Origin of the sequence: Campylobacter sp. CFSAN093246, from assembly GCF_012889415.1 — a bacterium.
GTDB lineage: Bacteria > Campylobacterota > Campylobacteria > Campylobacterales > Campylobacteraceae > Campylobacter_D > Campylobacter_D jejuni.
Map to the genome: position 1 here is coordinate 142,461 of NZ_CP040613.1, position 14,684 is coordinate 157,144.

General features: G+C 28.9%; 12 protein-coding genes. 4 read left to right on the forward strand and 8 right to left on the reverse strand.

Annotation, left to right across the window (positions count from 1 at the left end; all coding sequences use genetic code 11):
* The first annotated feature begins 36 nt into the window (after positions 1 to 36).
* Both FBE87_RS00700 and FBE87_RS00705 read left to right on the forward strand, forming a co-directional pair.
* Entirely contained in the window at positions 37 to 2,388 is a 2,352-nt protein-coding gene (locus FBE87_RS00700) for an McrB family protein (RefSeq protein ID WP_168977207.1), read from the forward strand.
* Positions 2,381 to 3,712, forward strand: a complete 1,332-nt coding sequence (locus FBE87_RS00705; protein WP_002903406.1) for an McrC family protein — start codon at positions 2,381 to 2,383, stop codon at positions 3,710 to 3,712. Before FBE87_RS00700 ends, FBE87_RS00705 begins: the two co-directional genes overlap by 8 nt.
* Here FBE87_RS00705 and FBE87_RS00710 read toward each other — a convergent pair.
* The 3 genes from FBE87_RS00710 to FBE87_RS00720 are packed head-to-tail and all read right to left on the reverse strand — an operon-like array spanning position 3,701 to position 6,254.
* Positions 3,701 to 4,504 carry a metal ABC transporter permease gene (locus tag FBE87_RS00710; protein ID WP_052822908.1) on the reverse strand — a complete coding sequence of 268 codons (804 nt, stop codon included), beginning with the start codon at positions 4,502 to 4,504 and terminating at the stop codon, positions 3,701 to 3,703. The genes FBE87_RS00705 and FBE87_RS00710 overlap by 12 nt on opposite strands.
* Entirely contained in the window at positions 4,497 to 5,351 is an 855-nt protein-coding gene (locus FBE87_RS00715; RefSeq protein WP_002872247.1) for a metal ABC transporter ATP-binding protein, read from the reverse strand. The genes FBE87_RS00710 and FBE87_RS00715 overlap by 8 nt, the downstream gene beginning before the upstream one ends.
* 12 nt (positions 5,352 to 5,363) lie before the next feature.
* Positions 5,364 to 6,254: a zinc ABC transporter substrate-binding protein gene (locus FBE87_RS00720; RefSeq protein WP_002858739.1), complete on the reverse strand. Its 891-nt coding sequence runs from the start codon at positions 6,252 to 6,254 to the stop codon at positions 5,364 to 5,366.
* A 220-nt stretch (positions 6,255 to 6,474) separates the two neighbouring features.
* Here FBE87_RS00720 and FBE87_RS00725 point away from each other — a divergent pair, with 220 nt between their 5' ends.
* Entirely contained in the window at positions 6,475 to 8,493 is a 2,019-nt protein-coding gene (locus FBE87_RS00725; RefSeq protein ID WP_079460008.1) for a methyl-accepting chemotaxis protein, read from the forward strand.
* A gap of 134 nt (positions 8,494 to 8,627) precedes the next feature.
* Positions 8,628 to 10,409 carry a PhoX family phosphatase gene (locus FBE87_RS00730; RefSeq protein ID WP_100626313.1) on the forward strand — a complete coding sequence of 594 codons (1,782 nt, stop codon included), beginning with the start codon at positions 8,628 to 8,630 and terminating at the stop codon, positions 10,407 to 10,409.
* A gap of 37 nt (positions 10,410 to 10,446) precedes the next feature.
* Here FBE87_RS00730 and trxB read toward each other — a convergent pair whose 3' ends face one another.
* From trxB to FBE87_RS00755, 5 genes are all read right to left on the reverse strand, one after another.
* A complete protein-coding gene (gene trxB, locus FBE87_RS00735; RefSeq protein ID WP_002851648.1) occupies positions 10,447 to 11,385 on the reverse strand; it encodes a thioredoxin-disulfide reductase in 939 nt (312 codons plus the stop codon).
* A 133-nt stretch (positions 11,386 to 11,518) separates the two neighbouring features.
* Positions 11,519 to 11,833, reverse strand: coding sequence for a thioredoxin (trxA, locus tag FBE87_RS00740; RefSeq protein WP_002851800.1), 315 nt, complete (start codon positions 11,831 to 11,833; stop codon positions 11,519 to 11,521).
* Positions 11,834 to 11,889: 56 nt separating this feature from the next.
* Positions 11,890 to 12,228: a YraN family protein gene (locus FBE87_RS00745; protein ID WP_002851874.1), complete on the reverse strand. Its 339-nt coding sequence runs from the start codon at positions 12,226 to 12,228 to the stop codon at positions 11,890 to 11,892.
* Entirely contained in the window at positions 12,228 to 13,475 is a 1,248-nt protein-coding gene (locus FBE87_RS00750) for a homoserine dehydrogenase (protein WP_002851705.1), read from the reverse strand. The genes FBE87_RS00745 and FBE87_RS00750 overlap by 1 nt, the downstream gene beginning before the upstream one ends.
* Before the next feature lie 3 nt (positions 13,476 to 13,478).
* Complete coding sequence (locus FBE87_RS00755) at positions 13,479 to 14,681, reverse strand: LL-diaminopimelate aminotransferase (RefSeq protein ID WP_002854656.1); 1,203 nt, start codon at positions 14,679 to 14,681, stop codon at positions 13,479 to 13,481.
* Positions 14,682 to 14,684: the final 3 nt, after the last annotated feature.

Sequence of the window (14,684 nt, forward strand, 5' to 3'; positions counted from 1 at the left end):
TATGATTTAAAAATAACATAATTTAAGGATTTGGTAATGTGGAATTTAGATGAAAAAAAATTACAAGAAATGCTTGATGGCTTTTTAAATTTTCAAGAAGTATGGACTTTAGAAAAAGTTAAAAATATGACTCTTGAAGAATATACTAACATTAAAAAAGATAATCCAAATAGAGATGATTTTACTTTTTGGATAGAAAGTAAATTGGATAATCTAGGAAGTATTTGGGGTGGCTCAGCTTTTAAATTTGGTATATATAGAAGAAATGATGAAAGTCAGAAAGAATCTTCTAGCGGTAGATTATATAGTCAAAATTATGCTTGGATTGCTAAATATGGCAATAATGAAAATGAAGCATTTAATAATATCAAAGAAAAAATCATACAAATAATACAAGCAAGTCAAGATAATAATTTAAAAACTATAGAAAAAATAGATTTTGGGGATGCAATTAAATGGAAAATAGCTTTTCATTATCAAGATGTAAAGAATATAAAAATAGTTAATATTTTTTCTAAAAATGTTTTAGATTTAATATCTTTAAATGAATTTAAAGAAAAATTAAAAATATATCAAATACATAAAAAATTATTAGAGAATAAAAATTTATCATTAGTTAAAATGATAGAAAATATAGCTATTCCTTTATGGAATAAATATGGCATGGATAGTCAAAATTATATAGATAAAATGAAAAATTTATTTAGTGAATATTTAAATAAAAAGAAATTAGATAAAAATACTATAAATAAATATATTCAAGTTATAGAAAATATATCAAAAGAATTTTTAAAAGAAAATCTATATAGTTGTGATTTATTTAGTTTTGATCAAAATATAAATAAATTAAATAAAAATGAAGAATTTAAGTTAAAAAATAGCAATGGACACAATATGTATTCTAGTGCATTGAATTATTATAGAGCTTTTTTGATTGATTATTATGAACAAGATATTTTTATAACTGAAAGAGTGCAATCTGAGGAATCAAATATGAAAATTATACCATTAAATCAAATTCTTTATGGACCTCCAGGGACAGGAAAAACTTATCATACTATAGATAAAGCTTTAGAAATTTTAGGTGAAAATTTAGAAAGTAGAGATGAGAAAAAAGCAAAATTTGATGAGTATGTAAGAAAGGGACAAATATTATTTACCACTTTTCATCAAAGCTATGGATATGAAGAATTTGTAGAAGGTATAAAGCCTATAATAGACAATGATGAAAATTCTCAAGAAGTAAAATATGATGTAAAAGATGGAATTTTTAAAGAATTATGTGATAAATCTTTGAAAAATTATATTTTATCAATGCAAAATGAAAATGAAATTGATTTAGATAAATTAATTTTTGAATTTGCTAATTATATTAATCAAGATTTTTTAAATAAAGGAAATGAATTTCCTTTAGAAAATAAAGTTAGTATTAAAAAAATTCTTTTAAACTTTAAAGATGAATATCGTTCTTTTTCATTGGGTGGTTCAATTAAAAGTCCTCAAAGCTTAACTATAGATATTATAAAAAGAGATTATCTAAATTTTAAAAATAAAAAAATTCTATCTTTTAAAGATATTAAACCAAAATATGATAGTCAAAGTGATTATCATGGTAATGCAATTTACTATTTTATGTTTTATAATAAATTAAAAGAATTTGAAAATATACAAAATGAAAAATTTAAAATAAAAAAAGAAATTTTAAAATCTTACATAATCATCATAGATGAGATTAATCGCGGTAATGTGAGTAAGATTTTTGGTGAGCTTATAACCTTGATAGAACCTAGTAAAAGGATAGGTGAAAAAGAAGAGTTAAAAGTGACTTTGCCTTATAGCGGTGAAAAATTTGGAGTGCCTAAAAATGTTTATATCATAGGCACTATGAATACAGCCGATAGAAGCATAACTTCTCTTGATACAGCTTTAAGAAGAAGATTTGAATTTGTAGAGATGATGCCTGATGTGAGCAAATTATCTATGGATTGCGAAGGTATTAATTTACAAGAATTATTAAAAGCTATAAACACTCGTATAGAATATTTACTAGATAGAGAAAAAACCATAGGTCATGCATTTTTTGTAAGTGTTGAAAATTTAGAAGATTTAAAAAAAGTTTTTCAAAATAAAATTATTCCGCTTTTGCAAGAGTATTTTTATAATGATTATGCTTTGATTAATGCGGTTTTAAATGATAATGATATGATTTTTGAAGATAAAAAAGACGATAAATATCTTCAAAAAATAAAAAATCTAGATAGTGTTAATAGCGAGAGAAGTATTTATAATATTGCTTCATTTGATGATAAAATTTGGGATAAAATAGAAATATATCAAGCAATTTATAATGATGAAATAGCAAATAAATTAAAAAACGAAAATGAATAGTATTTTTTCCATCATCGAATACCAAGCTTTTTCTAAAGAAGATTTAAAAGAAATTTTCAAAGAAAAGGCCGAAGGGTTTTATAAAGAGCTAGAAGACTTTGCAAAAAATAATGAAAATCTTCTAGGCTTTAAAAACAAAAATTCCTTAAAAGCTAAAAATTATGTCGGCATTATACAGACTAAAAGCGGGGTTTTGGAGATTTTGCCAAAATGCACGAATTTAGATAGTTATAAAAAAGAAGATAGTTCTTCAAATCATGACAAAGAAAAACTAAGAAGATGTTATGAATTAGACAATATTTCTAAAAATAATGATTTTTATGAAAAAGATTTTAAATTTAATCCTAAAAATCTTTTGATAAATATGCTAAAAACCTTAAAAAACTCCCCCTTTAAAAAATCACAAATTTCATCTTTGCAAAGTTCTAAAATTCCTTTATTTGAAGTGTTTATCACTATGTTTTTAGATGAATTTGATAGCGTATATAAAAAAGGCTTGATGAGATCTTATCTAAGTTGCGAAGAAAATAGGGCTTTTTTAAAGGGAAAATTACTATTTAACGAGCATATCAAGCGAAATTTGATACACAAAGAAAGATTTTTTACAAGCAATGATGAGTTTGTTTTAGATATAGCACCCAATCGTTTGATAAAATCAACGCTAAATTTTTTAAAATCAAAAACAAGTTTGAATAAATTTAGACTTATAAAATCTATGCAAATTCTCGATGAGGTAGAATTTTCTAAAAATTATGAAAAAGATTTTAGTTATAAAATTTCAAGACATTTTGATTATTATGAAAACTTGCTTTTGTGGTGTAAAATTTTCTTAAAAAATGAAAGTTTTATGCCTTATCATGGTAAAAATGAAGCTTTTGCTTTGCTTTTTCCTATGGAGAAAATTTTTGAAGATTATGTAGCTTATATGCTAAAAAAAGTAAATCCAGCTCAAGATATTAAAGTTCAAAACAATGGAAAGTATTTAATCTCAAAAAATGATGAAAATTGTTTCATGTTAAAGCCTGATTTATATATAGAAAATAAAATGATCCTAGATACCAAATGGAAAATTCCAAATGATAGTGAAGATGAGAAAAAACAGGGTATAGAACAAAGCGATTTGTATCAAATGTTTGCTTATGCTTGCAAATTTAAAATTTATGATATTAAACTTGTGTATCCTTTATGTGAAAAAACTCAAGATTTACAAAGAAAAATCGCAGAAAAATTTTTTGTTTTTAAGGCAAGCGAACATTTGTATTTTAAAGAACAAGGGCAAAAAGATATAAAAGTGCAAGTGTTTTTCGCACCCTTACCTTTTTAAAAATTTGCCTATCAAATGCACTAAAAAACCAAAACAAGCTACAGCTATGATGCAAGCACCGCTTGAGAGATTAAGATAATAGCTAAGTATAAGTCCTAAAACACAAAAAATCATACTTAAAAAACTTGCCAAAATCATGATAAAGCCAAGTCTTTTAGTAAAATTTTCAGCAATAAAGCTTGGGATACTAAGTAAAGCCATAACTAAAATAAGCCCTACAAGGCGTATAGAAATAACTATACAAAAAGCCATAAGGGCGATTAAAAGATAATGAAAAAAACTTGTATTGATACCACGAACTTTTGCAAATTCCGCATCAAAGCTTAATGCTTCAAATTGTCTATAAAATAAAAAGATCAAAAGTACCACCACGCTATCAACCAAAGCCATAAGCCATAAATCTTGTGTTCCTACAGCCAAAATGCTCCCAAAAAGATAAGCCATTAAATCTGTGTTATAACTAGGGTTTAAATCGATTAAAATAATCCCAACAGCCATTCCAAAAGCCCATATTACAGCGATAATACTATCACTTCTGTGTTCATAGTGTTTAGCTAAAAAAGCTACTAAAAAAGCCAAAAATAAAGTAAATATTCCCGTGCTTAATAAAATAGGCAAAGAGAAATAAAAAGCTATACCTATACCACCAAAAGCCCCATGTGTTATACCTCCAGCCATAGAAAAAAGGCGATTTATCATCACCAAAGTGCCTATGATCCCACAAGCTATACTGACTAAAATCGCTCCTAGTAAAGCGTTTTGAAAAAAGGTGAAATTTAAAATTTCAAGCATTATTTTCCTTTGAAAATTTTAAACAAAAATTTTCTTTTTTAAATTCTGTTTTTTTCAAATTTCTTCTTGTAAATTCTTGTTCGCATAGTTTTTTACTATCGCAATTTTCTTCATCGCAAAAACAAGTATTTAAACTCATTTCTACATCACAAAAATGAGAGTGGTTTTCGTATAAATGTTTTAAAAATGAACTTTTTTCTTTTTCTTTAGTGTTGGTATGCAAGAAAAGTTCTTTGTTTAAATGTGCAATTTTATCGCTATAAGCTAATACAAGGTTGATATCGTGACAAATGAGTAAAATTCCCATGCCTTTTTGGTGCAAGGAGCTTAGAAGTTCAAAAATTTGTATAGCAGATTTGTTATCAACGCTTGCGGTAGGTTCATCTAAAATAAGCATTTTGCATTCACTAGCTAAGGCTCTTGCGATAAAAACACGTTGCCTTTGTCCTCCGCTTAGAGAATCAATGGTTTTGTTCCAAAATTTTTCCATTCCTACACTTTTTAAAGCTTGCATAGCTTTTTCTTTATCTTTTTTCCCATAAAAACCAAAAATTTTTTTACTTACAAGTCCCATAAGAACGATTTCAAGTACTCTTGGGCAAAAATTAGGATTGGCTAGAGTGTGTTGAGGAACATAGCCTATTTCTTTTCTTTGAAGAGCTTTGAAATGGATTTCATTTTTGGATTTTAAAAGTCCTAAGATAAGTTTTACGAGTGTTGATTTTCCTGCACCATTTGGACCTATGATAGAGAGAAAGTCTTTATTGTCATAGCTAAGATTGATGTTTTTTAAGATGATTTCATTATCATAAGCGTAGTTTAGATTAGAAATTTCAAAAAAAAGCATCAAAAAACCTGATTATAAATTATGAGAAAAGGCATCAGCAGTTTTTAAAAGCTCATTTTCCCAATCATAAGATAAATGATCTATTTTGTAAATTTTTGCATCACATTCTTTAGCAAGTGTTTTTGCTGCATTTTCAGGGAAACCATTTTGAACAAAAATGACTTTTAAATTTTTATCTTTCATTAGAGTGATAAGTTTTTGCAAATCTTTGCTTTTTGGTTCCTTACCTAAAATTTCTACAGGAATTTGCGTAAGATTATAGCGTTTTGCAAAATATGTCCAAGAAGGATGATAAACTACAAATTCTCTATTTTTTAATTTTTCTAATTTTGAGGCAATTTGTAAATTTAAACTATCCAATTCTGCTAAAAATTTATCTAAATTTTCTTTATATAAATTTTCATTTTGTGGATATTTTTGAATCAAGGTGTCATAAATATTTAAAGCCATAGTTTGGACTAAAATAGGATCTAGCCAAGTATGAGGATCAAAATGCTCATGTTCGTGGTGTTCATGCTCATGAGAGTGTTCGTGTGTATCATGAGTTTGAATCAAAGCTATGTTTTTTTGCATATTTACAACTTGAAGTTTTGAAAAATTTTGTTTAAATTTATCCGTAAAAACTTTTTCAAATTCTAAGCCTATAGTGAAATAAATATCACTTTTTTCAAGTTTTTTCATAGTACTTGGTTTAAATTCAAAATTATGCTCATTGCTATTTGGGGGCAAAATAACATTGACATCTAGAGTATTTGCAGCTATTTTTTTAACAAAAAATGCTTGAGGTGCTATACTGACACTAACTAAATTGCTACTAGTATTTTGTTCTTGCTCTAAATTTTTAGCTTGTGTGAAAGTATAAAATATCCCTAAAGATAAAATAAATAATAGAATTTTTTTCAAAATATTTCCTTCGATATAAATTTTTTAAATTATAACGATATTAAGCTTAATACATAGAATTTTCGAAGCGATATTTATTTAAATAAAAATAATAAATATAAATTAATTTAATATTTATTAAATGAAATTTTTTATCACTTTTATATTTAAGTAAAAATTTAGATTTTTTAATTTATAATTCTTAAGAAAATTTAGCATTATTTTATATTTTATAAAATTAATGTTAAAAGTTCTTTTACAAAAATTAATTAAATTTAAAAGGAAAAATATGAATAATATCAAAATAAAACTTTCTGTTATTGCAAATTCAATTGCAATTTTTGCTTTAAGTATTTTGAGCATCATTAGCTTTTACTTTACAAAAGATTCTTTGTATCAAAGTACGCTTTATACTGAAACAGAACTTCTTAAAGCAACACAAATTTCTATAGAGGATTTTAGATCCAGAAATATATCTTTGCTTAATACTCTTGAAAAAGATATATTAAAATTACCCTATGAAGCACTAAATTCTCAAGATAACATAGTTAATAATGTAGGGGCCATATTAAAATACTACCGCAATAGTGGAAATTTGCTTGCTGTTTATATTGGTTTAGATAATGGTGAAAATATCATGAGTAGTGATCTAAGCGAGAAAAAAAATACTAATATAACTATAAATGGAAAAGCCAACAACTATAATGCAACTACTAGGGAATGGTATAAAGAAGCTAGAAATAGTAATCAAATCTATATAACCCCAGCTTATATTGATGCTATTAGTAATGAATACTGCATTACTTACTCTAAAGCTCTTTATAAGGATGGTAAATTTATTGGTGTTTTAGGAATTGATATTTTATTAACTAGTTTACAAGATCAAATCGCTAGAACTCCAGGCAATACCTTTGTTTTTGATAATAAAGATAAAATTTTTGCAGCCACCAACGAAGCTTTATTAGATCCTTCGGTAGACCATTCTCCTGTTCTAAATGCATATAAAGCTCATGGTGATAACAACTTCTTCTCTTATAAGTTAAATAATGAAGAAAGACTTGGAGCTTGTACTAAAGTCTTTGCTTATACAGCTTGTATTACCGAAAGCGCTGATATTATAAATAAACCTATATTTAAAGCAGCATATATACAAGTTATAGCCTTAATTGTTATGATATCTATTAGCATCATCCTCCTTTATTTCATCGTATCAAAATACCTCTCCCCACTTGCAGCTATCCAAACAGGTTTAACTTCATTCTTTGATTTTATCAACTATAAAACAAAAAATGTTTCTACTATAGAAGTAAAAAGCAATGATGAATTTGGACAAATCTCAAATGCTATCAATGAAAACATTCTTGCTACTAAAAGAGGCTTAGAACAAGACAATCAAGCCGTTAAAGAATCAGTTCAAACCGTATCAGTTGTAGAAGGTGGTAATTTAACAGCAAGAATTACTGCTAATCCAAGAAACCCACAACTTATTGAACTTAAAAATGTTCTAAATAAACTTCTTGATGTTTTACAAGCTAGAGTAGGTTCTGATATGAATGCTATTCATAAAATTTTTGAAGAATACAAAAGCTTAGACTTTAGAAATAAATTAGAAAATGCTAGCGGTAGTGTAGAATTAACTACTAATGCTTTAGGTGATGAAATAGTTAAAATGCTAAAACAAAGTTCAGACTTTGCTAATGCCTTAGCTAATGAAAGTGGAAAATTACAAACTGCTGTTCAAAGCTTAACCACTTCTTCAAATTCTCAAGCTCAATCTTTAGAAGAAACTGCAGCAGCTTTAGAAGAGATCACTTCTTCTATGCAAAATGTTTCAGTTAAAACTAGTGATGTTATCACTCAATCTGAAGAGATTAAAAATGTTACAGGTATTATAGGTGATATTGCAGATCAAATCAATCTTTTAGCTTTAAATGCAGCTATTGAAGCAGCTCGTGCTGGAGAACATGGTAGAGGCTTTGCAGTGGTAGCTGATGAAGTTAGAAAGTTAGCTGAAAGAACTCAAAAGTCTTTATCAGAAATTGAAGCTAATACTAATTTACTTGTTCAATCTATCAATGATATGGCAGAAAGTATTAAAGAACAAACTGCAGGTATCACTCAAATCAATGATAGCGTAGCTCAAATTGATCAAACTACTAAAGATAATGTTGAAATTGCTAATGAATCAGCTATTATTTCTAGTACAGTAAGTGATATAGCTAATAATATCTTAGAAGATGTTAAGAAGAAAAGGTTTTAATTAGTCATTTATACCTAGTGAAAAACTAGGTATAAATTTTTTCTTCAATTTAAATTTTTCATCAAAGTTTCTAAAAAGTTTCCAAATATTTTTATACTTCCATTGTTTTAAATTTCAATATGGGGTAAAAACAAATGGAAAGAAGATTGTTTTTAAAAGGTTCAGCTTTAGGTTCTATGGTGGCTTTTTTTGCAAGTTCAAATTTAAGTGCTGCTATGCTTAAGGATAAGGATTTGCTAGGTTTTAAAGCTGTTAGTGCAAGCACACAAGATAAAGTTATAGTACCACAAGGTTATGAAGCAAAGGTTTTAATTTCTTGGGGTGATCCACTTTTTAGTAAAGCAAAACCTTATGATGAAAATAAAATCATCGACATGAATGCAGTTAAAAATGCTCATTTGGTTTTTGGAGATGACAATGATGGTATGAGTTTTTTTCCACTTTCAAAAAACAGAGGAATTTTAGTCGTTAATAATGAATATATAAATCCTGAAATCATGTTTAATCATCATGGTAAAAATTTAAGCAAAGAAGATATTTTATATGAGCAAGCCAGTGTGGGTGTGAGTATCTTAGAAATCGAAAAAAAAGGTGATGATTGGACTGTGGTTTTAGACTCTAAGTATAACCGCAGAATCGATGCAAACACTAAAATGCAAGTAAGTGGAGCAGCTAAAAAAGAAGTTTTAAAAAATGAAAAATTTGTTCATGGAACTTTTGCAAATTGTGCAAATGGACAAACACCTTGGGGAACTTATATCACCTGTGAAGAAAATTTTGATGATTTTTTTGGAAGTTTAGATGAAAATCTAGAATTTAATGACTCTCTTAAACGCTATGGATTTAACAAAACTAGTCTTTATGGATGGGAAAAATTTGATGAAAGATTTGATTTAGCTAAAAATATGGATGAAGCCAATCGTTTTGGTTGGATAGTGGAAATCAATCCTTTTGATGCACAAAGCACACCTGTTAAAAGAACTTCTTTAGGGCGTTTTAAACATGAAAATGCAGAAATTATCGTAGAAAAAGATGGTTCTGTTATAGTTTATATGGGTGATGATGAGATGAATGAATTTATTTATAAATTTGTTAGCAAACATAAATACAAAAAAGGTGCTGATACAAGTAAAATTTTAGATGAAGGTATTTTGTATGTAGGACAGTTTAACGGCAATGTGGGAGATTTTAAAGGACAGGGAAAATGGATAGCTTTAGAATATGGCAAAAACAGCTTAAATGAAAAAAATGGTTTTAAGTCTCAAGCTCAAGTACTCATCAATACGCGTCTTGCTGCAAGTATTGTAGGTGCAACTCCTATGGATAGATGTGAATGGATAGCAAGCCATAAACAAAGTGGTTCTAAAGAAGTATTTGCAACACTAACGAACAACAAAAATCGCCAAGAACCTAATGCAGCAAATCCAAGGACTAAAAATGTTTATGGACAAATTTTAAAATGGATGCCAAAAAATTCTCATAAAGACGATGATTTTACTTGGGAAATTTTTGCTCTTGCTGGAAATCCTGATAACCAACAAGGCTTATATAAAGGCTCAAATAATATTACAAGTGAAAATAAATTTAATTCTCCTGATGGACTTAAATTTGATAGAGATGGAAGACTTTGGATACAAACAGATGGATCTTATTCTAATAAAGATGAATACGAAAGTATGGGAAATAACTGCATGCTAGCAGCAAATCCAAAAACAGGGGAAATTAGACGCTTTTTAACAGGGCCTATTGCTTGTGAATTAACAGGGATTGCTTTTAGTGAGGATTATACTACAATGTTTGTAGGCATACAACATCCAGGAGAAGGTTTGAAAGGTAGTACTTTTCCTTATGGAAAAACACCAAGATCAAGTGTAATGATGATAAGAAAACTTGATGGTGGAGTGATAGGAAGCTAAATAAAAATAAAGTTGCTTTTAGCAACTTTATAAAATCTTAATGCAAGCTTTCTATATAAGCCATAGCACTTAATGCAGCTACAGCTCCATCACCTGCAGCACAAATAACTTGCTTAGGCGCATCTTTTCTAAGGTCCCCTGCGGCAAAAAGTCCAGCAACGCTAGTTTGCATTTTAAGATCAACACTTACTTGCCCACCTTCTTCCATATTGCATAAAAACTTACTATCGTCTTGTTTTAAAATTTCATTTCTTACGTTAAGACCAACAAAAGTAAAAATTCCTGGAACATTTAAATCTCTAATACTACCATCTTTTAATTTTACTTTTACTCCAGCAACACCCATTTTATCGCCATATACTTCATCTACACTTGCGCTAGTAATGAGTTCTATTTTTTCGTTTTTCTTAACTTTTTCTACTGTAGATGGAGCTGCTCTAAACTCATCTCTGCGGTGGATAAGATAAATCTTAGAACAAATATTTGCTAGATATAAAGCTTCTTCTAAAGCCGTATCTCCACCACCTAAAACTGCAACTTCTTTATTTTTATAAAAAAATCCATCACAAGTTGCACAAGTGCTTACACCTTTTCCAAAAAATTCATCTTCGCCCTTAAAACCTGCTTTTTTTGGAGCTGAGCCTGTACAAACTATCACAGCTTTAGCAAGTTCTGTTTTACCACCTTCTAATTTGATGGTAAAACTTCCATCACTATTTTTTAAAATTTGTTCTACTCCAACCATTTCATGTTTTAAACCAAAACGCATACATTGTTCACTCCAAGGAGCCATAAAAGAAATTCCATCCATAACTTGGGCTACACCTGGATAATTTTCTATCTCAGAACTTGAGGTAATTTGTCCACCAGGCATACCTTTTTCAAACATTACTACATTTTTAAGGCCACCTCTAGTTGCATAAAGTCCGGCACTAAGTCCAGCAGGACCTCCACCTATGATTGCTACATCTAACATTTATATTTCCTTTATATTGAATTTTATTATTAATAATGATATAAAAATTATTCTTAATAGTAGTTAATAAAAATTATTATTTAGTATAAATTTGAAATTTTTAAGAAGAAGGCTAGTTATACTAGCCTTTAGTTTATAGTAAAGAGTTTAATTTATCGCTAATTGCTTGTTTAGATTGTGCACCAACGAGTTGATCTACAACTTCACCATTTTTAAAGAAAATAAGCGTAGGAATAGAGCGAACACCAAATTCAGCTGCTAAATCACCTTGTTCATCTGTATTTACTTTGCAAATTTTAGCTTTACCATCGAAGTCATTTGAAAGTTCATCAATAACTGGAGCAAGCATTCTACAAGGTCCGCACCATGGAGCCCAAAAATCAACTAAAGCTACACCTTCTTTTGCTTGAGCAAAATTATCACTTGTTAATTCAATATATTTTCCCATAATTTTTCCTTTCTTTAATTTTTGTCTAATTGTATTTTATTTTTTTAAATATCAGCTTAAAAACTTATATTTTCGCAAAATTGTATCACATCATTTTTAATGCAAATCAGATCAATCTGAAAATCCGATGAAATTCCATTTTTAAGATGATAAAATTCTATAGTTTTTAAAATTTTTTCAAGTTTTTTTCTATCCAAACGCTCGGAAACTTCATAATCATTTTGAGTAAATTTAACCTCTATAAAATGTAAAATTTCATCTTTTTTGGCTATTATATCGATTTCTCCAAATTTAGAATGGAAATTTCTTTTTAAAATTTCAAAGCCTTGTTTTTTTAAAAATTTACAAGCCTTATCTTCCCCTAAAATTCCATCTAAATAAGCTTTTACACCCATTATTCTATACGCATCATAAAAGGCTTGGTTTTTATAAAATCTTGTTTGCGTAAAATTTCAAGCAAATTTTGTATGCTTTTTTCATAAGTTAAATGTGTAGTAAAAAACAAAGTACTGTAATTTTCATCATTTTTTTTAGGTTTTTGTAAAAAACTATCGATAGAAATATTATTTTCACTCATCAATTGTGTGATTTTAGATAAAATCCCTATTTTATCTTCAACTTTCACCCTTAAATAATATTTTGTATAAATTTCATCTTTGCTTAAAAGCTTGTATTCTAAAGTATTCACAAAACCAAGCATTGGTGCTTTTACCTGATCTCTTGCTATATCCATAAGATCTGAAATCACAGCACTTGCAGTGGCCTCTCCTCCTGCTCCTGCTCCATAATACAAACTTTCACCCAACAAATCTCCATTAATGCTTATAGCATTCATCACTCCATCAACTTTTGCAAGCATTTTTTCTTTATCTATCATAGTAGGATGCACCCTTAATTCTACTTTATTTTCACGCACCTTAGCTATACCTAAAAGTTTTATGGTAAATTCAAACTCATTAGCAAAATACATATCTTCAGGTGCAATTTCACTAATACCCTCGATCAAAATATCTTCAGGTTTAGCTTTAAGATTATAAGCGATACTTGATAAAACAAGCAGTTTATGTGCTGCATCTTGCCCTTCTATGTCAAAAGTTGGATCAGCCTCTGCATAACCTAAATTTTGAGCTATTTGCAAAGCTTGTTTAAAACTCATATTTTTTTGACTCATAGAACTTAAAATATAATTACTCGTACCATTTAAAATCCCTTTTATAGCCAAAATATTATTTGCACTTAAACCTTCTTTTAAAACCTTGATAATAGGAATTCCTCCAGCCACACTTGCTTCATAACCAAAAGCTAAATTTTTAGCCAAATTTTCAAGTTCATAACGATGATAAGCAAGCATAGCTTTATTTGCAGTAACAACAGCTTTTTTCTTTTTTAAAATTTCACTCACTATTTTAAAAGCTTCATCCACCCCACCCATTAATTCTACAAAAACATCTACATCAGCATTTAAAATTTCTGCAACGCTATGAGTAATTGGAATTAAAGCATTTTTTTTAGGACTTCTAGCAAGAGCGATCACAGGAGTTATGCTTTGCCCACATCTTGCACGAATAAGTTTATCATTTTCTAAAAGAAATTTAACCACCGCACTTCCAACAGTGCCATAACCAAGAATCGCTACTTTCATAACTTACTCTTTTAAATATTTTTTGATATTACGTGCAGCTTGGCGTATGCGATTTTCATTTTCAATTAAAGCAATTCTTACATACTCATCACCTGCTTCGCCAAAACCTACCCCAGGACTTACTGCAACACTAGCACGCTGTAAAAGTTGCTTTGAAAATTCTAAACTTTTTAAATGTCTTTTGCTTTCAGGGAGTTTTGCCCAAACAAACATACTTGCTCTTGGTTTTTGAAGTTTCCAGCCTGCATTTTCAAAAGCTTCAAGTAAAATGTGCATTCTTTTATCATAAGTTGCACGGATTTCATCTACACAAGTTTGATCTCCATCTAAAGCTATGGTAGCTGCTACTTGAATAGGTGTGTACATACCATAATCAAACCAAGATTTTATTTTTTTAAGCGCACTGACTAAGCGTTTATTTCCTACTACAAAACCCACGCGCCAGCCTGCCATATTGTAAGATTTTGAAAGAGTGTAAGTTTCTACCGCTACATCTTTTGCGCCTTCAATTTCCAAAATAGAAGGAGTTTTATAGTCATCATAAGTTAAATCTGCATAAGCAATATCTGAAATAATATAAAATCTTTCTTTTTTTGCCGTTGCTATCAATCTTTCATAAAAACTTTTCTCACAAGTTACTGTTGTTGGATTATGCGGGAAATTAACAACGACATATTTTGGACGCGGGATGCTTTCATTTAAAGTTTTATGTAAATTTTCAAAAAATTGATTTTCATCAAGCTCAAATTTTTCATTATAAGCTAAAGGCATTTTTGCTACATTACCTCCTGCTATAATAAAAGCTTGAGTATGTATAGGATAAGCAGGAGTTGGCACAATAGCAACATCTCCAGGATTTATAATCGCTCTTGCAAGATTTACAAAACCCTCTTTTGAACCCATAGTAGCTACAACTTCATTTTCAGGATCTAGGTTGACATTATATTTTCTTTTATACCAATTACAAATTGCTAAGCGAAGTTTATAAATCCCCATGGATGTAGAATATCCCGAGGTTTTATCTTTGTTAGCACTTTCACAAAGTTTATCTATAATGTGTTGTGGAGTTTTACCATCGGGATTTCCCATTGAAAAGTCGATGATATCCTCTCCAGCACGTCTTGCTGCCATTTTTATCGCATTTACTTCTGCGAAAACATAATTTGGAAGTCTTTCTATGGTATTAAAACGGATTTCATCAAACATTTC